Origin of the sequence: Streptomyces sp. NPDC048825, from assembly GCF_043198355.1 — a bacterium.
In the GTDB taxonomy this organism is placed as follows: Bacteria; Actinomycetota; Actinomycetes; order Streptomycetales; family Streptomycetaceae; genus Streptomyces; species Streptomyces xiangluensis.
In genome coordinates this window covers 15539-38105 of the sequence record NZ_JBICUR010000035.1, presented here as the reverse complement: position 1 = coordinate 38105, position 22567 = coordinate 15539, and the positions used below count along the sequence as shown (strand labels likewise).

General features: G+C 69.1%; 23 protein-coding genes. 9 read left to right on the top strand and 14 right to left on the bottom strand.

The annotated features are described in order from the left end of the window. The first annotated feature begins 27 nt into the window (after nucleotides 1–27). Nucleotides 28–231: a PspC domain-containing protein gene (locus ACGFNK_RS44905; RefSeq protein WP_033325258.1), complete on the top strand. Its 204-nt coding sequence runs from the start codon at nucleotides 28–30 to the stop codon at nucleotides 229–231. Nucleotides 232–314: 83 nt separating this feature from the next. On the opposite strand, the gene ACGFNK_RS44900 is transcribed toward ACGFNK_RS44905, so the two are convergent. Then, complete coding sequence (locus tag ACGFNK_RS44900) at nucleotides 315–689, bottom strand: ATP-binding protein (RefSeq protein WP_393426945.1); 375 nt, start codon at nucleotides 687–689, stop codon at nucleotides 315–317. A 131-nt stretch (nucleotides 690–820) separates the two neighbouring features. Continuing rightward, entirely contained in the window at nucleotides 821–1975 is a 1155-nt protein-coding gene (locus ACGFNK_RS44895; RefSeq protein WP_393426942.1) for an adenosine deaminase, read from the bottom strand. A gap of 112 nt (nucleotides 1976–2087) precedes the next feature. On the opposite strand from ACGFNK_RS44895, the gene ACGFNK_RS44890 reads away from it, so the two are divergent. After that, entirely contained in the window at nucleotides 2088–2849 is a 762-nt protein-coding gene (locus ACGFNK_RS44890) for an alpha/beta hydrolase (RefSeq protein ID WP_393426939.1), read from the top strand. 53 nt (nucleotides 2850–2902) lie between these two features. Here the strand turns inward: ACGFNK_RS44890 and ACGFNK_RS44885 are convergent, their stop codons facing one another. Beyond that, nucleotides 2903–3856, bottom strand: coding sequence for a LysR family transcriptional regulator (locus ACGFNK_RS44885; RefSeq protein ID WP_393426936.1), 954 nt, complete (start codon nucleotides 3854–3856; stop codon nucleotides 2903–2905). Nucleotides 3857–3918: 62 nt separating this feature from the next. On the opposite strand from ACGFNK_RS44885, the gene ACGFNK_RS44880 reads away from it, so the two are divergent. Together ACGFNK_RS44880 and ACGFNK_RS44875 are read left to right on the top strand one after the other, a co-directional pair. Continuing rightward, on the top strand, nucleotides 3919–5214 hold the full coding sequence (locus ACGFNK_RS44880) for an MFS transporter (protein WP_393426933.1): 1296 nt from the start codon (nucleotides 3919–3921) through the stop codon (nucleotides 5212–5214). A 448-nt stretch (nucleotides 5215–5662) separates the two neighbouring features. Next, nucleotides 5663–6679: a sigma-70 family RNA polymerase sigma factor gene (locus ACGFNK_RS44875; RefSeq protein WP_386351080.1), complete on the top strand. Its 1017-nt coding sequence runs from the start codon at nucleotides 5663–5665 to the stop codon at nucleotides 6677–6679. Here the strand turns inward: ACGFNK_RS44875 and ACGFNK_RS44870 are convergent. Beyond that, nucleotides 6563–6949 carry an STAS domain-containing protein gene (locus tag ACGFNK_RS44870; RefSeq protein WP_393426929.1) on the bottom strand — a complete coding sequence of 129 codons (387 nt, stop codon included), beginning with the start codon at nucleotides 6947–6949 and terminating at the stop codon, nucleotides 6563–6565. The two genes, ACGFNK_RS44875 and ACGFNK_RS44870, sit on opposite strands and share 117 nt — an antisense overlap. A 173-nt stretch (nucleotides 6950–7122) precedes the next feature. Here ACGFNK_RS44870 and ACGFNK_RS44865 point away from each other — a divergent pair, with 173 nt between their 5' ends. Further along, nucleotides 7123–8043, top strand: a complete 921-nt coding sequence (locus ACGFNK_RS44865; protein WP_386351084.1) for an AEC family transporter — start codon at nucleotides 7123–7125, stop codon at nucleotides 8041–8043. A gap of 42 nt (nucleotides 8044–8085) precedes the next feature. Here the strand turns inward: ACGFNK_RS44865 and ACGFNK_RS44860 are convergent, their stop codons facing one another. From ACGFNK_RS44860 to ACGFNK_RS44825, 8 genes are all read right to left on the bottom strand, one after another. Continuing rightward, entirely contained in the window at nucleotides 8086–9363 is a 1278-nt protein-coding gene (locus tag ACGFNK_RS44860; protein WP_393426925.1) for a thymidine phosphorylase, read from the bottom strand. A 40-nt stretch (nucleotides 9364–9403) separates the two neighbouring features. After that, nucleotides 9404–9799 carry a cytidine deaminase gene (locus tag ACGFNK_RS44855; RefSeq protein WP_393426922.1) on the bottom strand — a complete coding sequence of 132 codons (396 nt, stop codon included), beginning with the start codon at nucleotides 9797–9799 and terminating at the stop codon, nucleotides 9404–9406. Next, complete coding sequence (locus ACGFNK_RS44850; RefSeq protein WP_393426919.1) at nucleotides 9796–11061, bottom strand: ABC transporter permease; 1266 nt, start codon at nucleotides 11059–11061, stop codon at nucleotides 9796–9798. The genes ACGFNK_RS44855 and ACGFNK_RS44850 overlap by 4 nt, the downstream gene beginning before the upstream one ends. After that, nucleotides 11058–12188, bottom strand: coding sequence for an ABC transporter permease (locus ACGFNK_RS44845; RefSeq protein WP_386351092.1), 1131 nt, complete (start codon nucleotides 12186–12188; stop codon nucleotides 11058–11060). The genes ACGFNK_RS44850 and ACGFNK_RS44845 overlap by 4 nt, the downstream gene beginning before the upstream one ends. Then, complete coding sequence (locus ACGFNK_RS44840; RefSeq protein WP_393426916.1) at nucleotides 12185–13756, bottom strand: ABC transporter ATP-binding protein; 1572 nt, start codon at nucleotides 13754–13756, stop codon at nucleotides 12185–12187. The genes ACGFNK_RS44845 and ACGFNK_RS44840 overlap by 4 nt, the downstream gene beginning before the upstream one ends. Nucleotides 13757–13982: 226 nt before the next feature. Then, on the bottom strand, nucleotides 13983–15029 hold the full coding sequence (locus ACGFNK_RS44835) for a BMP family protein (protein ID WP_386351097.1): 1047 nt from the start codon (nucleotides 15027–15029) through the stop codon (nucleotides 13983–13985). A 343-nt stretch (nucleotides 15030–15372) separates the two neighbouring features. Then, entirely contained in the window at nucleotides 15373–16425 is a 1053-nt protein-coding gene (locus ACGFNK_RS44830) for a BMP family protein (protein ID WP_393426913.1), read from the bottom strand. Between the two features lie 316 nt (nucleotides 16426–16741). Further along, nucleotides 16742–17962 carry a M20 family metallopeptidase gene (locus ACGFNK_RS44825; protein ID WP_393426910.1) on the bottom strand — a complete coding sequence of 407 codons (1221 nt, stop codon included), beginning with the start codon at nucleotides 17960–17962 and terminating at the stop codon, nucleotides 16742–16744. Between the two features lie 381 nt (nucleotides 17963–18343). Between ACGFNK_RS44825 and ACGFNK_RS44820 the strand changes: the two genes are divergently transcribed. After that, a complete protein-coding gene (locus ACGFNK_RS44820; RefSeq protein WP_393426907.1) occupies nucleotides 18344–18991 on the top strand; it encodes a class I SAM-dependent methyltransferase in 648 nt (215 codons plus the stop codon). Nucleotides 18992–19105: 114 nt separating this feature from the next. On the opposite strand, the gene ACGFNK_RS44815 is transcribed toward ACGFNK_RS44820, so the two are convergent. Both ACGFNK_RS44815 and ACGFNK_RS44810 read right to left on the bottom strand, forming a co-directional pair. Further along, nucleotides 19106–19750, bottom strand: coding sequence for a Uma2 family endonuclease (locus tag ACGFNK_RS44815; protein ID WP_393426977.1), 645 nt, complete (start codon nucleotides 19748–19750; stop codon nucleotides 19106–19108). Between the two features lie 143 nt (nucleotides 19751–19893). Further along, nucleotides 19894–20415, bottom strand: coding sequence for an ATP-binding protein (locus tag ACGFNK_RS44810; RefSeq protein ID WP_393426904.1), 522 nt, complete (start codon nucleotides 20413–20415; stop codon nucleotides 19894–19896). Between the two features lie 188 nt (nucleotides 20416–20603). Between ACGFNK_RS44810 and ACGFNK_RS44805 the strand changes: the two genes are divergently transcribed. The 3 genes from ACGFNK_RS44805 (at nucleotide 20604) to ACGFNK_RS44795 (ending at nucleotide 22507) form a co-directional block, all read left to right on the top strand. Beyond that, on the top strand, nucleotides 20604–21455 hold the full coding sequence (locus tag ACGFNK_RS44805; RefSeq protein ID WP_393426902.1) for a helix-turn-helix transcriptional regulator: 852 nt from the start codon (nucleotides 20604–20606) through the stop codon (nucleotides 21453–21455). Between the two features lie 11 nt (nucleotides 21456–21466). Further along, complete coding sequence (locus tag ACGFNK_RS44800; RefSeq protein WP_393426899.1) at nucleotides 21467–21664, top strand: DUF397 domain-containing protein; 198 nt, start codon at nucleotides 21467–21469, stop codon at nucleotides 21662–21664. Nucleotides 21665–21865: 201 nt separating this feature from the next. Further along, nucleotides 21866–22507 (top strand): class I SAM-dependent DNA methyltransferase, encoded by a 642-nt coding sequence (locus ACGFNK_RS44795; RefSeq protein ID WP_393426896.1) that lies wholly within the window; start codon nucleotides 21866–21868, stop codon nucleotides 22505–22507. Nucleotides 22508–22567: the final 60 nt, after the last annotated feature.

Sequence of the window (22567 nt, the reverse complement as noted above, 5' to 3'; positions counted from 1 at the left end):
TCGGACCACCCTCACGAAGGAGCCGTGATGAACCGCCTTGCCCGCCCCACGAACGACCGGATGATCGGCGGAGTGTGCGCTGCGCTGGCACGGCGCTTCGGTACCTCCGCGACCACGATGCGCGTGATCTTCCTGGTGTCCTGCCTGCTGCCGGGTCCGCAGTTCCTGCTCTACATAGCGCTGTGGATCCTGTTCCCCTCGGAGGGCAAGGCGGCTCGTACGGCCTGGTGATCCACGCACCCCACACGCACGTACGCCGATGGGGCGCCCCCCGGATTGGAGGAGGCGCCCCAACGGTGCGTGCATGTGCGGACTCAGACCGCGGGAAGCCCCGGCAGGCCGGCCGCGGGCAGCTGGGGCGGCAGGCCGCCGATCAGCTCCGTGCCGGGGGCGGTACCGGCCAGGTCCGTGACCGGCGCGGTCGGGTCCGCGGGCAGCGCGGCCGGGTCTGCGGGCAGCGCGGCCGGGTCTGCGGGCAGGACGCCCTCGGTGGCCGGCTGGGTGGTGTTCAGACCGCCGGCGGGCAGCGTCTGGGCGGCTTCGCCCAGAGGCACCACCGAGGTGACGGTGCCCACGGTCCCGGTGGGGTCGGGCACACCCGGGGCCGCGTTGGCGGCACCCGCGCCGACGGCGGCGAAGGCGGCACCGAGAGCGGCGACACCGAGGGTCTTGACAGCAGACTGCTTCATTTTCGACTTCGTCCTTGCGCTGTGACGGGGATTTCGAGCGGTTCGAAACCGTAGTCACGTGGGAGAACGCCCCGCAAACATCGAAAAGCGGCCGGGGCGACAGTCGCCCGGCCGCTTTCCCTACTACCCGATCAGCTCCCCTTGACCACAGAACCGCTGGTCGACGCGGTCTGCTGGAACAGCCACTGGGACTTCAGCTCCGCATAGCCGGGCTTGATCACGTCATTGATCATCGCCAGCCGTTCATCGAAAGGAATGAATGCTGATTTCATCGCATTGACTGTGAACCACTGCATGTCGTCGAGCGAATAACCGAAGGCGTCGACAAGGTGCTCGAATTCCCGGCTCATACTGGTGCCCGACATCAACCTGTTGTCCGTATTAACGGTCGCGCGGAAATGAAGCCGTCGCAGCAGCCCGATGGGGTGTTCGGCGTACGAATCGGCGGCGCCCGTCTGCAGGTTGGAGCTGGGACACAGCTCCAGCGGGATGCGCTTGTCACGCACGTACGAGGCGAGGCGGCCGAGCTTCACGGAGCCGTCGTCGGCAACATGGATGTCGTCGATGATGCGCACGCCGTGGCCGAGCCGGTCGGCGCCGCACCACTGGAGGGCCTGCCAGATGGAGGGCAGCCCGAAGGCTTCGCCGGCGTGGATCGTGAAGTGGTTGTTCTCCCGCTTCAGATACTCGAAGGCGTCCAGGTGGCGGGTGGGCGGGTAGCCGGCCTCGGCGCCCGCGATGTCGAAGCCGACCACACCCACGTCGCGGTAGCGGTTGGCGAGTTCGGCGATCTCCAGAGCGCGGGCCGCGTGCCGCATGGCGGTCAGCAGGGCGCCTACGCGGATCCGGTGGCCGCTCTCGAGGGCGCGCCGCTCGCCTTCCCGGAAGCCCTCGTTGACGGCTTCGACGACCTCTTCGAGGGTGAGCCCCTTCTCCAGGTGCTGCTCGGGCGCGTACCGCACCTCGGCGTAGACGACGCCGTCCTCGGCGAGGTCCTCGGCGCACTCGGCGGCGACCCGGACGAGGGCGTCGCGCGTCTGCATCACTCCGACGGTGTGGGAGAAGGTCTCCAGGTACCGCTCCAGAGAACCGGAGTCGGCGGCCTCGCGGAACCAGACGCCGAGCTTGTCGGGGTCGGTCTCGGGGAGGTTGGTGTAGCCCGTCTCGCGGGCGAGATCGACGACGGTCCTGGGGCGCAGGCCCCCGTCGAGGTGGTCGTGCAGCAGGACCTTGGGGGCCCGGCGGATCTGGTCCGCACCGGGAGTGTGCTGGTGCTGGGTCGTCATTTCCGAATACTAACGCCTACGCGCGTAGATCCCTCCTTTGGGAATTCGTCGATACCCAACGGTGATCCTGCGGACGACTGACGTACACCCTTGCTTCTGACAATGTTCTGTCATGGCACAGCAAGCGACGCCGGTTCGCAGGGCCCGGCTGGGGCGGGCGCTCGGCACGGAACCGACGGCGGTGAGCGGCGTGGTGCTGCTGCTGCCCGGCGGCGAGGAGACCTCCGCCCGCAGGCCGTCACCGATGCTGGCGACCGCCTCCGTACGCTCGCTGGGGCGCCGCCTCGCGCGCGCGGGACGTACGGACGGGCTGATCGCGCACGTGGTGCACTACAGGTTTCGCGGCTGGAACGGCAGCGAGGCGCATCTCGCGCACGATGCCGCCTGGGCCGCCGACGAGGTCGTACGCCGCTACGGGGACGTGCCCGTGTGTCTCACCGGTCTCGACATGGGCGGCCGGGCCGCCCTGCACGCGGCCGGGCACACCGCCGTCAACTCCGTGCTGTCGCTGTCCCCTTGGCTCCCGGAGGACGACATGGCGGCCGTCGAGGAACCCGTCAAGCAGCTCGGGGGGCGGCGGGTGCTGATCGTGCACGGGACGATGGATGCGCGCAGTGATCCGGAGTTGTCCTTTCGGCTCGCGGCGCGGGCGAAGAAGGCGAACCGGGACATCTGTCGGTTCGAGGTGCACTCCGATGGACATGGGCTGTCCCAGCATCGGGAGGAAGTCCTCGCGCTTGCCGAGGACTTCGTGATCGGGGCGTTGTTCGGGCGAGGCTTTTCGCGGCCTGTGGAGGATGCGTTTGCGGCTCCGCCTCCGCTTGGCTTGCGGATGCCGTTGGCTTCTGGGTTCGGGAAGTCGTTGCGCCGGTGAGTCGTGGCGGAGCCGCATATTGATACAGCCCCGCGTGCCTACGGGGCGCCACGTCAGTCCGGGAGCAGGTTGCCCCTCCTCGACAGCAGGAACTTCTTGAAGGCTGCCACCGGTGGTGTGTCCGGGTGTCCCTCCAGCCAGGCGACGCCGATCTCCCGGGCCGCGCGCGGGGCGGTGACCGTGAGTTCGACAACTCCTGGGCGGGGTACGGCCGGTGGCGGCAGGAGGGCTACTCCCAGACCCGCCGCCACGAGACCCCGAAGCGTTTCTGCCTCCTCGCCTTCGAAGGCGATTCGGGGGCGGAAGCCGGCCTCCTTGCAGAGGTCGTCGGTGATACGGCGGAGGCCGTAGCCGGGTTCCAGGGTGACGAAGGTTTCGTCGGCGGCCTCGGCCAGGCGGACGCGCTTGCGGCCGGCGAGGCGGTGGTCGGCGGGGACCACGAGGCGCAGCTTCTGCTCGTCGAGGCGGCGGGCCGCGAGGTCGGGGGCGTCCGGCATCGGTGAGGTGAGGCAAAGATCCAGTTCGCCCGAGCGCAGCCGCTCGATCATCGCCTCGCCGTAGTTCTGTACGAGGCTGAAGCGGACGCGTGGATGGTCGGCCCGGAAGGCACGGATGAGCCCGGGCACCGTTTCGGAGCCCATCGTGTGCAGAAATCCGAAGGCGACCTTGCCGGAGGTGGCGTCGGCGTCGGCCCGTACCGCGTCGGCCGCGCGCTCGATCTCGGCGAGCGCCCGCTCCACGGAACCCAGGAACGTACGCCCGGCGGAGGTGAGCGAGACCGTACGGCCCCGGCGGGCAAACAGGTCGACACCCAGGTCCTGTTCGAGGCGGACCATGGCGCGGGACAGAGTCGACTGCGGGACCTGCATCTCCTGCGCGGCGCGTGTGACGTGCTCGGTGCGGGCGACTCCCGCGAAGTACGCCAGGCGTGGGGCGAGGAGCGCGACGATGTCTTCTGTGTCACTGGATGGTGACAGGTGAGGCTCTGACCTCTGCTGATGCTTCATGGGAACGATTATGGCGATTCCATGCATTGGACGGATGAGAGCCCGTTCTTTAGGTTCGAAGCATGCCTTCCGTCAGTACCCAGGCGTCCACCACCATGGGCGCCGCCTCGACCGTTTCCGTACCTTCCGCCTCTTCCACCACCGACTCCCGCATGGCTCCGGGCGGGCCCGGCTACCGCCGGATGAGCCTCGCCCTGTTCCTCGCGGGTGTCGCGACCTTCGCGCTGCTCTACTCCACGCAGGCCCTTCTCCCGTTGATCTCCGGCGACTTCGGGGTGACGGCGAGCGCGGCGAGCTGGACGGTGGCGGCGGCGACCGGCGCGCTGGCGCTGTTCGTCCTGCCGATGAGCGCGCTGTCGGAGCGGTTCGGCCGGCGTACGGTCATGACGGCGTCCCTGGGGATCGCGGTGACCGTCGGGCTGCTGGTTCCCTTCGCCCCGTCGGTCGGCGCGCTGATCGCGCTGCGTGCGGTGCAGGGCGCGGCGCTGGCCGGGCTGCCGGCCTCGGCGACGGCGTATCTGGCGGAGGAAGTGCGGCCGAAGGCGCTGATCACCGCGATCGGTCTGTTCGTCGCGGGCAACAGCGTCGGCGGTATGAGCGGCCGGGTCATCACCGGCTGGGTCGCGCAGGAGTGGGGCTGGCGGATCGCCGTCGGCACGATCGGGGTCGTCGCGGTGGCCTGCGCGGTCGCGTTCCGGTCGCTGCTACCGGCGCCGAAGCACTTCAAGGCGGGCTCGTTGCGGCCTCGGGTGCTGGCCCGCACGGTCCGCGCCCACCTCTCGAATCCGCTGCTGCGTCGGCTGTACGCGATCGGTGCGCTGTTCATGACGGTGTTCGGCGCCGTCTACACGGTGATCGGCTACCGGCTGACCGACGCGCCGTTCTCCCTCCCCCAGGGCATCATCGGCTCGATCTTCCTCGTCTACCTGGTCGGTACGGTCTCGGCGTCGACGGCGGGCAAGCTGGTGAGCCGCCTCGGCCGCCGGGGCTCGCTCTACCTGGCAGGCGGCACGACGACAGCGGGCCTGCTCCTGTCGCTCGCGGACTCGCTGGTGCTGGTCCTGCTCGGCCTGGTCCTGATCACGGCGGGCTTCTTCGCGGGCCACGCGGTCGCCTCGTCGTCGGTGAGCCACACGGCGAAGCAGGGGCGCGCGCAGGCTTCCGCCCTGTACCAGTCCGCGTACTACGTGGGGTCCAGTGCGGGCAGCACGCTCGGCGCGATCGCGTTCCACGCGGGGGGCTGGGGCGGGACGGTTGCGTTTGGGCTGCTGGCGGTGGTCGGGGTCGTGGGGATCACGGTGCTGGGGTCGCATGCGGCTCGGGTGCAGGCGCGGCGAGGGCTGGTGGCGGCACACTGACGCCGGTCGCTGACGCGGGCCCTGAGTGCCGGGGGCCCGCGCCGAGGTTTTTCGCCCCCGCCGCCCCTACCCCTTCCCATCCCATCCCTGGGGCTGCGCCCCAGAGCCCCACCAGAGGCTGCGCCCCTGGACCCCCCTGGCGCTGCGCCCCGGCTCTCCTTCGGGGCTCCGCCCAGCTCCCCTTCGGGCCTCCCCGCCCGGACACCCTCTCGGGGCTCCGCCCCGGACACCGTTTCGGGGGCCGGCCCCCGGACCCCCGGTCCTCGAACGCCGGACGGGCTGATTTTCTCGGACCCAGCGGGGTCCAGGGCGGGGGGCCCGGAGGCGGAGCCCCCTGACCTGGGCCTTCGTGTGGTCCGGGGGCCGTTGTCAGTGGGCTGCGGTAGCTTCCGAAGTGCTGGCGCGCAAAGGTGCGTGTGACGGAATGAGCCACAGGGGTGGGTTGGCCATGAGCGACGGTACGGCGACTGCAGCGGATCTCGACGTCCGGCTGGAGAAGCACCGGGTCGAGCTGACGGGGTACTGCTACCGCATGCTCGGCTCGTCCTTCGAGGCGGAGGACGCGGTGCAGGACACACTGGTACGCGCCTGGCGCAGCTACGACAAGTTCGAGGGCCGCTCCTCGATGCGCTCGTGGCTGTACCGGATCGCGACGAACGTATGCCTGGACATGCTGACGGCGGGCAACAAGCGGGCCCGCCCCATGGACCTGACGGACTCGACACCACTGGCGCAGGCGGCGCTGACCCCGCGCCCGGACAACACCTGGCTGGAACCCATGCCGGACAACCGCGTACTGCCCACACCCAGCGACCCGGCAGAGGCGGCGGTGGCCAAGGAGTCGGTGCGCCTCGCCTTCATGGCCGCCCTCCAGCAACTGCCGCCCAAGCAGCGGGCCGTGCTGATCCTGCGCGAGGTCCTGGCCTGGAAGGCGAGCGAGGTCGCCGAGCTGCTCGACACCACGGTCGCCTCGGTCAACAGCGCGCTCCAGCGGGCCCGCGCGACGCTCGCGGAGCGCGACGGCGCGGCCGAGGAGGGCGCCGTCTCCGACCCGCTGGACGAGGAGCAGCAGAAGCTTCTGGAGCGCTATGTGGCGGCGTTCGAGGGGTACGACATGACGGCGTTGACGGCGCTGCTGCACGAGGACGCCGTGATGACGATGCCGCCGTTCGATCTGTGGCTGAGCGGCCCCGAGGACATCACGGGCTTCATGACGACGCTGGGCGCCCCCTGCGCGAACTCGCACCTGGTGCCGGTCGAGGTCAACGGCCTGCCCGGCTTCGCCCAGTACAAGCCGGATCCGGAGAATGGCGGCTATACGCCGTGGGCCGTTCAGGTCCTGGAGATTTCAGGGGGCCGGATCGTGGGGTTCCACTGTTTCCTCGACACGAAGCGGTGGTTCCCGCTCTTCGGGCTGCCCCTCCACCTCGAAGCGGATCCCGACGAGGCCGAGCAGCGCGCGTAGCGCAGGGTCCGGGTCGCGCAGGCGTATCCGGCCCCCGGCCCGGCGGGCGGCGAGCTGGAGTCTGGCCAGTACGTCGACGGTGGTCAGTCCGGGCGGACCGAGACCCGCGACATCGCAGACCAGGACCCTGGCACCGGTGGCCTCCAGTCTCGCGCGCACGTCCTCGCACAGCCGGGGCACGTCATCACGGGTGACAGAGCCGGGCAGGACGAGTACGGCGGGTGTCATGGAGTTCACGAACGGTAGACCGGGCGGCGGCGCGGAACTCATCGCCGAGCCTGCGTGAGGTCGCGTCGTCCAAGGTCACATTGACCTTGGGAGGGCGTACCCCGGAGGGTTTGGTGTATGCCCCATGAATCAGCGCCCGTACGGATATCCCACGTACCCGACGAACCGGCAGCCGTACGGACCTCCGCCCGCTTCCTCGCACCCGAGGGGGCTTCGTGCAGGGGGTGCTGAACGGCTTCGCGGTGATCGCAGTCGTCATCGGCGTCGGCTACTTGATCGGCCGCCGGGGCTATCTCGGGGACAACGGACGGGAGGTGCTGACCAAGCTCGCCTTCCATGTGGCCACACCCGCCCTGCTCTTCACCACCCTCGCGCAGGCCGACCTGTCGGTGATCCTGTCCAGCCGGCTGCTGGTCACGGCGATCAGTACGTGCGCGGTCGCCGGTGTGTTCGTCGCGGTCGGTGTCGTACGCCGCTGGGGTGTGGGCCGGACGACGATCGGCGCGCTGTGCTCCAGTTATGTCAACGCGGGGAACCTCGGCATCCCGATCGCCGTGTATGTGCTGGGCGATGCCTCGCTCGTGGCGCCCGTGCTGCTGTTCCAGCAGATCGTGATGACGCCCGTCGCGCTGACGATCCTCGACCTGTCGGGGCAGGGTGAGAAGAGCTCACTGTGGCGGCGGGTGACCACCCCCGTCCGCAACCCGGTGGGTATCGGCTCCCTCTCCGGGGTGGCCGTCTCGGCGAGCGGACTGACGGTCCCGGGCCCGGTCCTCGACCCGCTGACGCTGATCGGGAACATGTCGGTCCCGGCCGTCCTCCTGGCCTTCGGCATCTCCCTGTGCGGCAGCACGATGCCGGGACGGGGTCCCGACCGGCATCTTGTCCTGCTTTCGGTCGCCCTGAAGTCCGTGGGCCAACCGTTGGCCGCCTGGGCCCTGGCCGCCGGCGTCTTCGGCCTGCGCGGTGCGCCCCTGCTCGACGTGGTGGTCACCTCGGCCCTGCCCGCCGCCCAGAACCTCTTCACGTATGCCTCGCGTTACCGGGTCGGCGAAGTGCTGGCGCGCGAAGCGATCCTGCTGTCGACGATGTTCGCGGTGCCGGTGTTGGTGGTGGTTGCGGCGTTGCTGGGGTGAAGATGGCTGGGTCGCTCAGCCGACGGGAAGGCGTACGGCAGGTCAGGCAATACGTTCCAGGACCACCGGCGCAGCCGTGAAGTCCGTGCCCGGCGCCGCGACGTCGTATGAACCCTCGACCGCCTCCAGCGCGTACGCGAAGCGTTCCGGAGTGTCCGTGTGGAGGGTCAGCAATGGCTGGCCCTCCGTCACCGTGTCGCCCGGCTTCGCGTGCATCTCCACGCCTGCGGCCGCCTGGACCGGGTCCTCCTTGCGGGCGCGGCCTGCGCCCAGGCGCCAGGCCGCGATGCCGATGTCGTACGCGTCGAGGCGGGTCAGGACGCCCGAGGAGGAGGCCTTGACCACGTGCTGTTCACGGGAGGCCGGCAGGGGCGCGTCCGGGTCGCCGCCCTGGGCCGTGATCATGCGGCGCCATACGTCCATCGCTGAACCGTCAGCCAGGGCCTTGGCCGGGTCCGCGTCCTTCACGCCCGCCGCGTCCAGCATTTCGCGGGCCAGGGCAAGGGTCAGCTCGACCACATCGGAAGGGCCGCCGCCCGCCAGGACCTCCACCGACTCGCGGACCTCGAGCGCGTTGCCCGCCGTCAGGCCCAGCGGGGTCGACATGTCCGTCAGGAGCGCGACCGTCCGCACCCCGTGGTCCGTGCCCAACCCGACCATGGTGGACGCCAGTTCACGCGCGTCCTCGATCGTCTTCATGAAGGCGCCCGTACCCGCCTTCACGTCCAGGACCAGCGAACCCGTACCCTCCGCGATCTTCTTCGACATGATCGAGGAAGCGATCAGGGGGATCGCCTCAACCGTCCCCGTCACATCGCGCAGCGCGTACAGCTTCTTGTCGGCGGGGGCCAGACCGTCGCCCGCCGCGCAGATCACCGCGCCGACGCCGTCCAGGACGTTCAGCATCTCCTCGTTCGAGAGCAGCGCCCGCCAGCCCGGGATCGACTCCAGCTTGTCGAGAGTGCCGCCGGTGTGTCCGAGGCCGCGGCCCGACAGCTGGGGAACGGCGGCCCCGCACGCCGCCACCAACGGTGCCAGCGGAAGCGTGATCTTGTCGCCCACTCCGCCCGTGGAGTGCTTGTCGGCCGTCGGCCGGGACAGTGACGAGAAGTCCATGCGCTCGCCGGAGGCGATCATCGCCGCCGTCCAGCGGGCGATTTCGGCACGGTTCATGCCGTTGAGCAGGATGGCCATCGCAAGGGCGGACATCTGCTCGTCGGCGACCTCACCGCGTGTGTACGCGTCGATGACCCAGTCGATCTGCTCGTCGCTGAGCTCACCACGGTCCCGCTTGGTGCGGATGACGGAGATGGCGTCCATGGCCATGGCTTTCCTTCCACAATGCACTTGTCGTCGCTTGTCACTTGTTGAGATGGCCCGGGCCGAAAGCCTGCGGCAGCATCTCCGACAGCGGCACGATCCCCGCCGGGGTCTCCAGGAGCAGCTCGGGGCCCCCGAACTCGTACAGCAGCTGGCGGCAGCGCCCGCACGGGACCAGGATCTCGCCGCGGCCGTCCACACAGGTGAAGTGCGTCAGCCGGCCGCCGCCGGTGAGCTGGAGCTGGGAGACCAGCCCGCACTCGGCGCACAGCCCGAGCCCGTACGACGCGTTCTCGACATTGCAGCCCGACACCGTGCGGCCGTCCTCGACCAGGGCCGCCGCGCCGACCGGGAAGCCCGAATACGGGGCGTACGCACGGGACATGGCCGTACGTGCCGCTTCCCGGAGGGCCTCCCAGTCGACGGCGGGTGTCACTTGCCCTGACCCTTGCGATACGGCATGCCGTTCGCCCTCGGCATGCGCAGGCGCTGCGCGGACAGTGCGAGGACGAGCAGCGTGATCACGTACGGCGTGGCGGAGACGACCTGGTTCGGGACCTCGTCCGTGAGGGCGTACCAGGTGAAGACCAGCACGCCGACGGCCAGGGTCGGCACGGCGGCCGCGTACTTCTTCTTGACCACCAGCCAGATCGCGCCGATGACCAGCAGGATGGCGGCGAGCAACAGCAGGGCGTGGACGTTCGAGGAGCCGCCGCGCAGGTTGAGGCTGTCGGTGTAGCCGAACAGGCCGGCGCCGATGGCGAGTCCGCCCGGCATCCAGTTGCCGAAGATCATCGCGGCGAGACCGATATAGCCGCGTCCGCTGACCTGGCCCTCCAGGTAGAAGGGGTTGGCCACGATGGAGAGGAAGACACCGCCGAGGCCGGCCAGACCGCCGGAGATGATCACGGCCAGGTACTTGTACTTGTAGACGTTCACGCCGAGCGACTCGGCGGCGATGGGGTTCTCACCGCAGGAGCGCAGGCGCAGACCGAAGGGCGTACGCCACAGGATCCACCAGGTGGCGGGGACCAGCGCGACGGCGATCAGGGTCAGCCAGGAGACGTTGGTGACCAGTCCGCCGAGCAGGCCCGCGATGTCGGAGATCAGGAACCATCCCTCGCGGTTGAGGTCGATGAGCACGTCGGAGAGGCCTGGCACCGTGAAGTCGCCGAGGGATTCCACCGGCGGGGACTGCTTGGCCGAGCCGCCCTGGACGCCCTCGAAGGCGAGCGGGGCGAGGTAGCGGGTGGCACCGAGGGCCAGGATGTTGATGGCCACACCGGAGACGATGTGGTTGACGTTGAAGGTGATGGTGACTATCGCGTGTAGCAGTCCGCCGACGCAGCCGCCGATGATGCCGACGAGGATGCCGGTCCAAGGCCCCCACTGGTAGCCGGCCCAGGCGCCGAACCAGGTGCCGAGGATCATCATGCCCTCGAGGCCGATGTTGACGACGCCCGCGCGCTCCGCCCACAGACCGCCGAGACCGGCGAGGCCGATCGGGACGGCCAGTTCGAGCGCGGTGGACATCTGGCTGACGTTGGTGATGCCGTCGGCGCCGGTGATGATGCGGACGATCGAGGTCAGCGCCAGGGCGCCCGCGATGATCAGCAGCAGGACAGGGAGTGTCAGGCGACGGCCGACGGGTGCCGCGGGCTGCAGCGTGGGCTGGTTGAGGTCGGTCGCGGTGGTCATCGGCCAGCCACCTCCTTCTCGGTCGAGTTGTCAGAGGAGGCGCCGAGGACGTTGCCCGCGGCGAGTTCAGCGCCGACGCGGCGCTGCTGGCGGCGCAGACCCCATTCGCGTACGGCCTCGTACGAGACGACGACCGAGAGCACGATCAGGCCCTGCATGATGACCGCGATCTCCTTGTCGTAGTCGTGGAAGTCCAGCTCGGGCGAGGCCTTGTCGAGCCAGGCCCACAGCAGGGCCGCGAAGGCGATGCCGGTCGGGTTGTTGCGGCCGAGCAGGGCGATGCCGATGCCCAGGAAGCCGATGCCGGTGGGGAAGTTGAGGCTGTACGTGTGCGTGTCGCCGAGCAGGATCGGCAGGCCCGCCATGCCCGCGAGACCGCCGGAAAGCAGCATCGCGGTGACCACCATGCGCTTGGGGTCGACTCCGCTGGCCGCGGCGGCGGTCGTCGAGGCACCGGAGGAGCGCAGGTCGAAACCGAAGCGGGTGCGGTTGAGCATGACCCAGTAGCCGATGCCGAGCAGCACGGCGATGACCACGAAGCCGTAGATCTCGCCGGCCGCGCCCATGTCGATGCCGGGCATCCAGCCGGACTCGTCCATCTCGCCGGTGGTGTTGTTGTTGCCGACCTTGACGCCGAAGACGTTGGGCAGCCACAGGTAGCCGATGACGGAGGTCGCGATCGCGTTGAGCATGATCGTCGCGACGACCTCGCTGACGCCTCGGGTGACCTTGAGGACACCGGCGATGCCCGACCAGAACATGCCGGTGAAGACCGCGGTGAGGATCAGCAGCGGGATCTGCAGGGCCGCCGGCAGCGCGACATGGGCGCCGACGATCGCGGCCATCATGGCGGCGAGCTGGTACTGCCCGTCCACGCCGATGTTGAACAGGTTCATCCGGAAGCCGATGGCCACCGCGAGCGCCGCGATGTAGTACATCGAGGCCTGGTTGATGATCAGGACCTGGACGTCGGAGAACGTGGCCTGCTCGAACATCAGCGTGTACGGCTCGACCGGGTTCTTGCCGGAGGCGACCAGGACGATCGAGGTCAGGGCCACGGCCACGACGAGCGCGATGACCGGCCCGGCCACCGCGAGGAGCACGCGCTCCCTGTCGAACTTCTTCATCGGCGGGCCTCGTCTTCCGGGGCTTCTGCGTGCTCTTCGAGCTGCTCTACGAGCTCTTCGTTCTCAAGGTGTCCGGAGGCGGCGCCGGTCATGGCCGAGCCGAGTTCCTCCGGGGTGATGGTGGCCGGGTCGGCGTCCGCGACCAGCCTGCCGTTGTAGATCACGCGGAGGGTGTCGGAGAGACCGATCAGCTCGTCCAGGTCGGCGGAGATCAGCAGGACGGCGAGGCCCTCGCGGCGGGCCTCGCGTATCTGGTCCCAGATCGCGGCCTGCGCGCCGACGTCCACACCGCGGGTGGGGTGGGCGGCGAGCAGGAAGCGCGGCTTGTGGCTCATCTCGCGGCCGACGATCAGCTTCTGCTGATTGCCGCCGGACAGGGAGGCCGCCGTGACGTCGATGCCGGGAGTGCGGACGTCGTACGCCTCGACGATGCGCCGTGTGTCCTCCTGCGCGGCCTTCGGGTCGAGCCAGACGCCCTTCGCGTTGGGGCGCTCGGTGACATGGCCGAGGATGCGGTTCTCCCAGAGCGGGGCTTCCAGGAGCAGTCCGTGGCGGTGGCGGTCCTCGGGGATGTAGCCGACGCCCTGCTCGCGGCGCTTGCGGGTGGGCCAGGAGGTGATCTCCTCCTCGGCCAGCTTGATGACGCCGGAGTCGGCGTGCTTGAGGCCGATGAGCGCGTCGACCAGCTCGGTCTGGCCGTTGCCCTCGACTCCGGCCAGGCCCAGGACCTCGCCCGCGTGGATGGTGAAGCTGATGTCGTCGAGCAGCGCCTTGCCGCCGGGAGCTTCCAGGCGCAGGTCCTCGACGGTCAGTACGGGGCGGTCGGTGACCGTGGACTCCGCGGTCTCCGGCGTCGGCAGCTCGCTGCCCACCATCAGCTCGGCGAGCCGGCGCGAGGTCGTCTCGGCGGGCACGACCGTACCGACCGTCGTACCGCGCCGGATGACCGTGATCTCGTCGGCGACCGAGAGCACCTCGCCCAGCTTGTGGGAGATGAAGATGACCGACAGGCCCTCGGCCCTGAGCTCGCGCAGGTTGGCGAAGAGTGCGTCCACCTCCTGCGGCACGAGGACGGCGGTGGGCTCGTCCAGGATCAGCGTGCGGGCGCCGCGGTAGAGAACCTTGAGGATCTCCACGCGCTGGCGGGCGGCCACACCGAGTTCCTCGACCAGGAGGTCGGGGCGCACCCCGAGGCCATACCGCTCGGAGATCTCCTGGATCTTGCGGCGGGCCTTGCCGCCGATGCCGTACAGCTTCTCGCTGCCCAGCACGACGTTCTCGAGGACGGTCAGGTTGTCGGCGAGCATGAAGTGCTGGTGCACCATGCCGATGCCGCGGGCGATGGCGTCGGCGGGCGACGAGAAGGTGACCTGCTCGCCGTCGATCGCGATGGTGCCCTCGTCCGGCTTCTGCATGCCGTAGAGGATCTTCATCAGGGTCGACTTGCCGGCACCGTTCTCGCCGACGAGGGCGTGGACGGTGCCCTTGCGGACGCTGAGGTGGATGTCGTGGTTGGCCACGACGCCCGGGAATCGCTTGGTTATCCCGGCGAGTTCGACTGCGGTCACCTGACCGCCCGCCGCATCGGCCGGAGGGCTGCTGGACGCGTTGATGGCGCACTCTCCTGGGGAAGGGGGGTCGTCTACGCGCGCCCCTACGGCATCGGAAGAGGGGCAACGCACCGCCGACAACGGGGTACGGGGAGCCAGACTCCCGGTACCCCGTTCAGCGGACGTAACCCCGCGGTTACCAGCGGCCACTCGGGACCGCCGCACTGCTCGTGGCCCTGCGGGATCAGCTGGTCTTGACCTTGATCTCGCCGCTGATGATCTTCTCCTTGGCCGTCGTGATGGCTTTCTGGAGCTCGGTGTTGCTCTTGAACTCCGGGTTGGAGTCCGCGAGGCCGACCTGACCTGCCTTGAGATCGCCCCTGACCATACCGGTCTCGGGCTTGCCGTCCTCGACCGACTTGGCGAGGTTGTACACCGCCTTGGCGACGTCCTTCGTCGCCGAGGTCAGGATGTGGTTCTTGTACTTGGCGAGGGCTTCCTGCTTGTACTGGTCGGAGTCGACGCCGATCGCCCACACCTTGCCTGCGGCGGCGGCCTCGATCACACCCTGGCCCGAGAGACCCGCCGCCTGGTAGACGACGTCGGCCTTCTTCTCGATCTGGCTCTCGGCGGCCGTCTTGCCCTTGTCGGGGCTGGAGAAGCCACCCTCCTCCGCGGTCTGCGTCAGATACTGCGAGAGCACCTTCACCTTGGGATTCGTGTCCGCGACGCCCTGCTCGAAGCCCGCCTGGAACTTGTGGATCAGCGGGATGTCCACACCGCCCACGAAGCCGACCGTGTTCGTCTTCGTGGACTTGGCGGCGGCAACACCGGCGAGGTACGAGGCCTGCTCCTCGGAGAAGACCAGGTCCGCGACGTTCTTCGCCTCGATCGTGGAGTCGTCGACGATGCCGAAGGTGGTGTCCGGATACTTCTCCGCCGCCTCCTTCACAGCAGTCGCGTAGGCGTAGCCGACGCCGACCACCGGGTTGTATCCCTGCTTCGCCAGCGAGATCAGACGCTGCGTCTTGTCGGCGTCCGTCTCGCCCTCGGTGGGCTCGACGTCGGTGGTCTCGTAGCCGAACTCCTTCTCCGCCCGCTCCAGACCCGCGTACGCGGCGTCATTGAAGGACTGGTCGCCCTTGCCGCCGACGTCGTACGCGATGGCGAGGCCCTGGTTGCCGTCCCCCTCCGAGGAGGCGGAGGTCGAGGTGCCGCCGCAGGCGGTCAGGGCGAGGGCGAGAGAGGTGGTCGCGGCGCCTGCGAGAGCGAGGCGGGAAACCCGGCGCATGAGTTGTTGCTCCTGTCGTACAAAGCGGCCTTGGTGAAGTCCGGTGCGGCACCGCGCCCCGTGAGGAGCGCGGAGCTGTATCAATTTGCGGCTCCGCCGCGTGGGCGCGACCGGCCTCCGCCGGCCCGCGGTGCGTCACGGTTCTTCCAGCGGAGCGCCAAGCGCCCTTGCGGTACGGCTCTGACGCTGGCTTCGCCGCAGAGTAACGCGCGTAGACCCGCGAGAAAACCCCCACCGTTCACCTTGTTATCCGGCCGTGAACAACACCGCGGACCCCGGCGAAAGACGAGCAGGCGGGCGCCATGCGCGCCCGCCTGCCTCCCCCAACCGTGCCGAGCAATCGTTACTCGGTCTTGACCTTGATGGAGCCATCGATGATGGCGGCCTTGGCCTTGTCCACCGCGTCCTTGAGGCCCGCGATCTTGGCGTACTCCGGGTTGGTCTCGGAGAGGCCGACGCCGTCCACCTTCAGGTCGAAGGTCTGCACACCGGTCAGCGGCTTCTTGTCCTCGACGGACTTGGCGAGCGCGTACACGGCGCCGCCGACGTCCTTGAGCGCCGAGGTCAGGATGTAGTTCTTGTACTTGGCGAGAGCCTGCTGCTCGTACTGGTCGGAGTCGACGCCGATCGCCCACTTCTTCTGGGTGGCGGCGGCCTCGATCACACCCTGGCCCGAGAGACCGGCGGCCTGGTAGACGACGTCCGCCTTGTTCTCCAGCTGGGACTCGGCGGCGGCCTTGCCCTTGTCGGGGCTGGAGAAGCCGCCCTCTTCGGCGGTCTGCGTCAGGTACTGCGAGAGGACCTTGACCTTGGGGTTGGTGTCGGCCACACCCTGCTTGTAGCCGGCCTCGAACTTGTGGATCAGCGGGATGTCCACACCGCCGACGAAGCCGACCGTGTTGGTCTTGGTCGCCTTGGCGGCGGCGACACCGGCGAGGTACGAGGCCTCGTTCTCGGCGAAGACCAGGGACGCCACGTTCTTGCCCTCGACGACCGAGTCGACGATGCCGAAGCTGATCTTCGGGTACTTCGCGGCGACCTCCTGCATCGCGGGGCCGTACGCGAACCCGACACCGACGATGGGGTTGTAGCCCTGCTTGGCCAGCGAGGTCAGGCGCTGCACCTTGTCGGCGTCGGTCTCACCCTCGGTGGGCTCGATGTCGGCGGTCTCGTAATCGAACTCCCCCTTGGCCTTCTCCAGGCCGGAGTACGCGGCGTCGTTGAAGGACTGGTCGCCCTTGCCGCCGATGTCGTAGGCGATGGCGAGGCCCTTCTTGCTGTCGCCCTCACCATCGCTGCTTCCGGCTTCGCTGCTGGTGCCGCCGCAAGCCGTGGCAGCGAGCGCGAGCGACGCGACCCCCACCGCGACTCGGGTCAGTTTGGATATCCGACGCATGTTGAAGTTTCCCCATTCTCCAAAGCCCGCAGTGGGTGCTGAGTTCGGCGCAGATTAACGCGCGTAGACACTGGGGGGAATGGGGTACCGCCTGGCCGTTATCCATTCGTGCCGATGGCCGGTTAAGTCCTTGTGAACCGCGGTCCCGAAAGGTGCGATTGGCCCATAACGCCCCATGGGGTACTCACCCTCCGTATGCCCGGTCGGCCTCTACGTGACGGTGCGCGCACCGTAGAGGCACGCGCACCGGGCTGCCTCGCGGGTGGTCGGGCGCAACCGGAGTGACACCGTGCGGCCACCCGGCTTGCCGAGTCCCTTACTGGTCCGCGTCCAGGAGCGCGCTCGCCGTGAAGAGCTCGACACCGACCGTGATGGCGTGCTCGTCCGCGTCGAAGTCACCCTGATGCAGATCCCGTACGCCGCGCTCGCCGGGCGTCCGTACACCGAGGCGGGCCATCGCGCCGGGCACGCGCTCCAGGTACCAGGAGAAGTCCTCGCCGCCCAGGCTCTGCTCGGTGTCCTCGATGGACTGGGCGCCGAAGCGGGCGGCCATCGCCTCGCGGAGCAGTTCGGTCGTCATCGGGTCGTTGACGACGGGCGGGACGCCGCGGATGTAGTTGATCTCCGACTTGGCCTTGTAGAGGTTGGCGATCTCGTCGATCGCGGCGTGCACGAGGTCGGGGGCGGCACGCCAGGAGTCGAGGTCCAGGCAGCGCACGGTTCCGGACAGCTCGGCGTGCTGGGGGATGACGTTGCAGGCGTGCCCGGACTCGATACGGCCCCAGGTGACGGCGAGTCCGCTGCGGGCGTCGACACGGCGGGCGACCAGGGCGGGCACGTCCGTGACGACGCGGGCGGCGGCGGTGACGAGGTCGGTGGTGAGGTGAGGGCGCGCGGTGTGTCCGCCGGCGCCGTCCAGCGCGACCTCGAGCCGGTCGCACGCCGAGGTGATGGGTCCGTGCCGCAGCCCGATGCGCCCCGCGTCGACCCGCGGGTCGCAGTGCACGGCGACGATGCGTCCGACACCGTCCAGGGCTCCGGACTCGATGGCGTCGGGCGCACCGCCGGGCAGCACTTCCTCGGCGGGCTGGAAGATCAGCCGTACGGCACGCCTCAGCAGGCCCTTCTTGTGCAGCTCGGCGAGCACGAGTCCGGCGCCCAGCACCACGGTCGTATGGACGTCGTGTCCGCAGGCATGCGCCCGGTCGGGGACGGTCGAGCGATACGCGCAGTCGACCTTCATGTCCGGGATCGGCAGCGCGTCGATGTCCGCGCGCAGGGCCAGCATGGGGTGGGCGGGGTCCGGTTCGCCGATGTCACAGATGAGCCCTGTTCCGATGGCCAGCACACGGGGCCGGAGCCCGGCGCGCTCCAACCGTGCCTTGATCGCCGCGGTGGTACGGAACTCCTGGTTGCCGAGCTCCGGGTGCATGTGGAGGTCGCGGCGGAACGCTACGAGTTCCGTGCGCAGACCCTCCGGGAGCGTGCCGGGGAGCACGGCTCCGCCGGTCGTTGCGGCCTCGGACTCTAGGGACATCAGTTGCTTCACCCTTTGAAGGGTAGGGCGACACGGGGGCCGGCTGGCCCACGATCCACAAAAATTCAGCCCGCCGGCCGAGAAAACCCGCCCGCGTCGCGCTTACATATCAGCCGCGATGGGTACACTCGCCCGGCTTCGCGCCGAGGCGGGGCCTCCGCTCCCGGAGCCACGGGGATGACCGGTGCTGCCGGTGGAGGCCGGGCCTCGATGCCCGGACTTCTACGCATACCACGCATCCCAGTCGCGGGCCGTTCCAGCCCGCCGGCCGGGGGCCCGCCCGCAGCGCATCGCACGGCCCTCCCCCGAAAGCCGACGTTCCGCCGAAGAACGCGTGAACCGCGGCCACCGACCCCATGCCGCGCAGTATCGTCCCCGACCGTGAACGAACCGGACTTCATACGTAACACCCGCGCGTCCTACGACTCGATAGCCACCGAGTACGCGGACCGGTTTCCCGACGACCTGGAAAGTAAGCCTCTGGACAAGGCGCTGATCAACGGGTTCGCCGAGCTCGTGAGAAGCGCCGGGGTCGGCCCGGTCGCCGATGTCGGATGCGGGACGGGGCATGTGACGGCGTACCTCAGCAGCCTGGACACGCCCGTGTTCGGGATCGACCTGTCACCGAAGATGGTCGCGACGGCCCGGCAGTCGTACCCCGAGCTTCGTTTCCATGTGGGCTCGATGACGGCCATCGACCTGCCGGACGACGTACTCGGCGGAATCGCGGCCCTGTACTCCACCATCCACGTCCCGGACGACCAACTCGCCGATGTCTTCACGGAGTTCCACCGCGTACTCGCCCCCGGCGGCCACCTGCTGCTCGCCTTCCAGGCAGGCGACGAGCACTTCGAGCTGACGGAACGCTTCGGCCACGCCATCTCGCTGGACTATCACTGGCGGCGTCCCGAGAACGTGACCGAGCTCATCGACAAGGCCGGACTCGTCATGCACGCCCAGGTGATCCGCGAGCCCAACGAGAACGAGAAGCTCCCGCGCGCCTTCCTCCTGGCCCGCAAACCCCGCTGAGCAGCCTGCCTTGAGCCCTCATTGAGCTCGGGCTGAGCCCGTGCCGGACGGGCCGCTGGCGCATCCGCGGATCCCGATGGGCCGATCTCGGGCCTTACGCCCGGGTTGCGTGTACTACGTCGCCGGGTCAGCTCCGGTGAACGTCCCCTGCCCTCCGCTCTCGTCCTCGGCGTTCTCGGCAGGGACGACAAACCCAGAGGTGTCCAGGTCGAAGTCGAAGGGTGCGGGTACGTGGAGGACGCGCCCGAAGGGCACGGTCGTCCGGGAGCGGTAGCCCTTCGGGGAGGGGTCCCAGAACGCGGTGATCTCCTGCGCCTGCATGTCGAGGACGAGGTACACGGGCACCACGCGTCCGTACACGTCCAGCTTGTCCAGCCAGTCGGCGTCCTTGGTGGAGACGGAGGTCAGCTCGGCGACCAGGGAGAGCGCCGCACCGTCGGCGTGGCGTCCTTCGGCGTCGAAGGCGTCTTCGTCTGCGACGAAGAGGTCAGGGCCGAAGCCGCGCTCGGACGAAGGGAACGCGAAGAGGAAGGGAGAGGTCTCTGCGACGTGGCCCTCCGGCGCGTGTGCCTCCACTTGGCGGCGCAGCCGCCGCATCGGGCGCAGGTAACGCAGTTTCGACCACGGCGACACGACGATCTTCCCCCGGATGAGCTCGGCCTTGTAGCCGTCAGGTGTGTCCAGTTCCTCGACGGTCCGGAGCATGTCCTCGAAGGCTCCGGGCGCGATTCCTTCTATGGCTGCCGGGCGCTCGGTCATGATGGTCACCGCGGTCCTCCGCTGGTTACAAGGCGTGTCGTCGTCTCCACGGTAGCGCCGGGTGAGACGCCCGGCCCGGCTTGTTTGTCGCTCCACCCGCACGAGGTAGCCGGCCATGGCGGGCGCATCACGAGCCGGACCCGTCACGCCGCCGCCCTCGCATCCACCCCGGACCGCGCCTCGAGCTCGAACCAGAGCAGCTTTCCGCCGCGCCCGAACAGGTCGTCACCCAACCTGTGCGCACCCCAGTGGTCGGCCCACTCGCGTACGAGGTGCAGGCCACGTCCGCCGAGGGATCGCTCGTCCGGCTGTTCCGCCCTGCCCGGCACGGGACGGAGCGCCCCGCATCGCGCGGGCGACCTGTCGAACAGCGAGGGTACGAATGGATCGGTGTCCCAGACAGTGACCCGCACACCGCTCCGAGGCTCGCCGTCCAGCCTGTCCAGCGGGCGTAGCCGCAGGGCGGCGGGTCCTTTCGTGTGCCGGTAGGCGTTGGTGACCAGCTCGGAGGCCAACAGTTCGGTGGTGTCGAGCAGTTCACCGAGCCCGTAGGCCGGAAGCACGGCCCGCACGGTCATACGGGCGATGCGCGGGGCGCGCAGATCGTGGGGCAGGTGCAGGGAATAGGACCAATCGGGGATCGGTGACGGCGATACGGTGGCCATGAACGCCTCCTTCGGGGAAGGGATTCGGGTCGCTCGACGGCTTTCGGCTTGTGGGCGCGGGTCGTTGAGCTGGATGAGTCTCACCGTAGGCCCGTTTTTGGCCTACATTCCACAGAAGAAAGAGAAGATAGGCCATTAACGCTCGTGTGGGTGACATGGCCGCTCCCTCGCCGCACGAAGGGACCCCGATGCCGCCCAGCAAGACTCCGACCCTGCGCCAGCAGCGCCTCGGCGCCGAACTGCGTAAACTCCGCGAACGTGCAGGGCTGTCCACGATCGAGGCGGCGGCTCTCCTGGGCGTCAACCAGTCGCGCATCAGCAACATCGAAGCGGGGCGCTACGCCGTGAGCGCCGACCGGGTACGGGCCATCGCCCGCAACTACGCCTGCTCGGACGAGGGCCTCGTCGAGGCGCTGACGGCGATGACGGGGCGCAGGGCTCGCGGCTGGTGGGAGGAGTACCGGGGACAGTTGCCGCACGCCATGCTCGACCTGGCCGAGCTCGAGCATCACGCCACAGCGCTGCGCGTGGCCCAAGCTCTGCACATTCCCGGCCTGTTGCAGACGACGCAGCATGCGCGGGCCCTCTTCGGTGACGCGGTGCCGTCGCTGCTTCCGCACGAGGTCGAGCACAGGATGTCGTACCGCATCAAACGTCAGGCCGTGCTGTACCGCGAGCCTCCTCTCCCCTACACGGCGCTCATCCACAAGGCGGCGCTGCACATGCAGGTGGGCGGCCCGACCGTCGCCGCCGAACAGCTCGCCCACCTCGTCGAGATGAGCGAGCGCGACAGCATCACGGTTCTGGTCGTTCCCTTCGGCCGGGGCGCCTTCCCCGGTTCCGGACAGGGCATCGACTACGCGTACGGTCCTGTCCCCCAACTCGACACCGTTCAGCTGGACACCGAGCACGGCAGTGAATTCATCGACGCCGTAGCCCAGTTGGAGCGCTATACGACCGTGCTGGACCGCCTGGAAAAGCTCGCTCTCCCAGCGGAGGAGTCCCGCGACCTCATCCGCAGCATCGCCCGCCGAGTCTGAAGGGAATCCCCATGTCCCCCCAGCCGAATCTCACTTGGCAGAAGTCGTCGTACAGTTCGGAGGCCTCCTCCTGCGTCTACCTCGCCACCGCCCCCGACACCACCCTCCGCCTCCGCGAGAGCGACGAGCCGGACCTCGTCCTGCATACGAGCCATGCAGCGCTCGCGGCCCTCATAGCGGCTGTCAAGAGGGGTGAGGTGAAGGCCTGAACCGGCGCTCCGCCCGCCGTCACCGGACGGTTGCGCGCGTCCCCGACCCCTGCACCCCCGGCGCCCACCACCGCCACCCCGCCCAACGCCCCCAGCCTCATTACGACGGCGGAGCGGCCCCACTCTGGGCTTCAGCAGGTTGCTGGCCAGCCCCTGCCGGGAGGAGACGCGTGCGCCGTACGCCGTGGCATGCTGGCCGACATGGGTGATCATGCGCAGCACGACTCCGTACGCCGCAGCTATGACACCGTGGCCGAGGAGTACGCGGCCCGGCTGCACGACGAGCTCGCCGGAAAGCCGCTCGACCGGGCGCTCCTCGCCTGTCTCCTGGAACAGACGGAACCAGGGACCGCGATCGCCGACCTCGGCTGCGGCCCAGGGCACGTGGCGGCCTGGCTCGCCGAGAAAGGCGCCCGTACCGTCGGAATTGATCTGTCCGCGGGCATGCTCAAGGCCGGCCGCCGCCGGTTCGCACAGGTGGAGTTCCGAGAAGGTGACCTGCTGGAACTTCCGGCCGAAGACGGCGAATTCGGCGCCGCCGTCGCCTTCTACACGATCATCCACCTCGATCCCGGCGACCTGCACCGCGCCTTCGAGGAGACAGGGCGGATACTGCGCCCTTCTGGGCTCCTCCTTCTCTCCTTCCACATCGGTCAGGAGATCCGGCACCTGGACGAGTGGTGGGGGCATGACGTGGATGTCGACTTCCGCTTCCTCGAACCCGCACACATCGCCGGACTGCTCGAAGCCGCCGGGTTCGCCGTGGAGATGCACATGGAGCGCACCCACTACGCCCACGAGGTCGAGACCCGCCGGGCCTACCTTCTGACCCGCCGAGCTTGACGCTGCCGACCATCGCCCGCAAAACGTTGACGCGTCGCCGGGCCCAGGCCGGACGACGTT

What these genes read in the sequence shown, in the direction of transcription:
- ACGFNK_RS44800 (WP_393426899.1), top strand. Translation starts at nt 21,467, where the DNA reads ATGTCCCCCCAGCCGAATCTCACTTGGCAGAAGTCGTCGTACAGTTCG.
- ACGFNK_RS44830 (WP_393426913.1), bottom strand. Translation starts at nt 16,425, where the DNA reads ATGCGTCGGATATCCAAACTGACCCGAGTCGCGGTGGGGGTCGCGTCG.
- ACGFNK_RS44885 (WP_393426936.1), bottom strand. Translation starts at nt 3,856, where the DNA reads ATGAAGCATCAGCAGAGGTCAGAGCCTCACCTGTCACCATCCAGTGAC.
- ACGFNK_RS44875 (WP_386351080.1), top strand. Translation starts at nt 5,663, where the DNA reads ATGAGCGACGGTACGGCGACTGCAGCGGATCTCGACGTCCGGCTGGAG.
- ACGFNK_RS44905 (WP_033325258.1), top strand. Translation starts at nt 28, where the DNA reads ATGAACCGCCTTGCCCGCCCCACGAACGACCGGATGATCGGCGGAGTG.
- ACGFNK_RS44805 (WP_393426902.1), top strand. Translation starts at nt 20,604, where the DNA reads ATGCCGCCCAGCAAGACTCCGACCCTGCGCCAGCAGCGCCTCGGCGCC.
- ACGFNK_RS44815 (WP_393426977.1), bottom strand. Translation starts at nt 19,750, where the DNA reads ATGACCGAGCGCCCGGCAGCCATAGAAGGAATCGCGCCCGGAGCCTTC.
- ACGFNK_RS44900 (WP_393426945.1), bottom strand. Translation starts at nt 689, where the DNA reads ATGAAGCAGTCTGCTGTCAAGACCCTCGGTGTCGCCGCTCTCGGTGCC.
- ACGFNK_RS44810 (WP_393426904.1), bottom strand. Translation starts at nt 20,415, where the DNA reads ATGGCCACCGTATCGCCGTCACCGATCCCCGATTGGTCCTATTCCCTG.
- ACGFNK_RS44895 (WP_393426942.1), bottom strand. Translation starts at nt 1,975, where the DNA reads ATGACGACCCAGCACCAGCACACTCCCGGTGCGGACCAGATCCGCCGG.
- ACGFNK_RS44850 (WP_393426919.1), bottom strand. Translation starts at nt 11,061, where the DNA reads ATGACCACCGCGACCGACCTCAACCAGCCCACGCTGCAGCCCGCGGCA.
- ACGFNK_RS44835 (WP_386351097.1), bottom strand. Translation starts at nt 15,029, where the DNA reads ATGCGCCGGGTTTCCCGCCTCGCTCTCGCAGGCGCCGCGACCACCTCT.
- ACGFNK_RS44825 (WP_393426910.1), bottom strand. Translation starts at nt 17,962, where the DNA reads ATGTCCCTAGAGTCCGAGGCCGCAACGACCGGCGGAGCCGTGCTCCCC.
- ACGFNK_RS44880 (WP_393426933.1), top strand. Translation starts at nt 3,919, where the DNA reads ATGCCTTCCGTCAGTACCCAGGCGTCCACCACCATGGGCGCCGCCTCG.
- ACGFNK_RS44890 (WP_393426939.1), top strand. Translation starts at nt 2,088, where the DNA reads ATGGCACAGCAAGCGACGCCGGTTCGCAGGGCCCGGCTGGGGCGGGCG.
- ACGFNK_RS44845 (WP_386351092.1), bottom strand. Translation starts at nt 12,188, where the DNA reads ATGAAGAAGTTCGACAGGGAGCGCGTGCTCCTCGCGGTGGCCGGGCCG.
- ACGFNK_RS44795 (WP_393426896.1), top strand. Translation starts at nt 21,866, where the DNA reads ATGGGTGATCATGCGCAGCACGACTCCGTACGCCGCAGCTATGACACC.
- ACGFNK_RS44860 (WP_393426925.1), bottom strand. Translation starts at nt 9,363, where the DNA reads ATGGACGCCATCTCCGTCATCCGCACCAAGCGGGACCGTGGTGAGCTC.
- ACGFNK_RS44870 (WP_393426929.1), bottom strand. Translation starts at nt 6,949, where the DNA reads ATGAGTTCCGCGCCGCCGCCCGGTCTACCGTTCGTGAACTCCATGACA.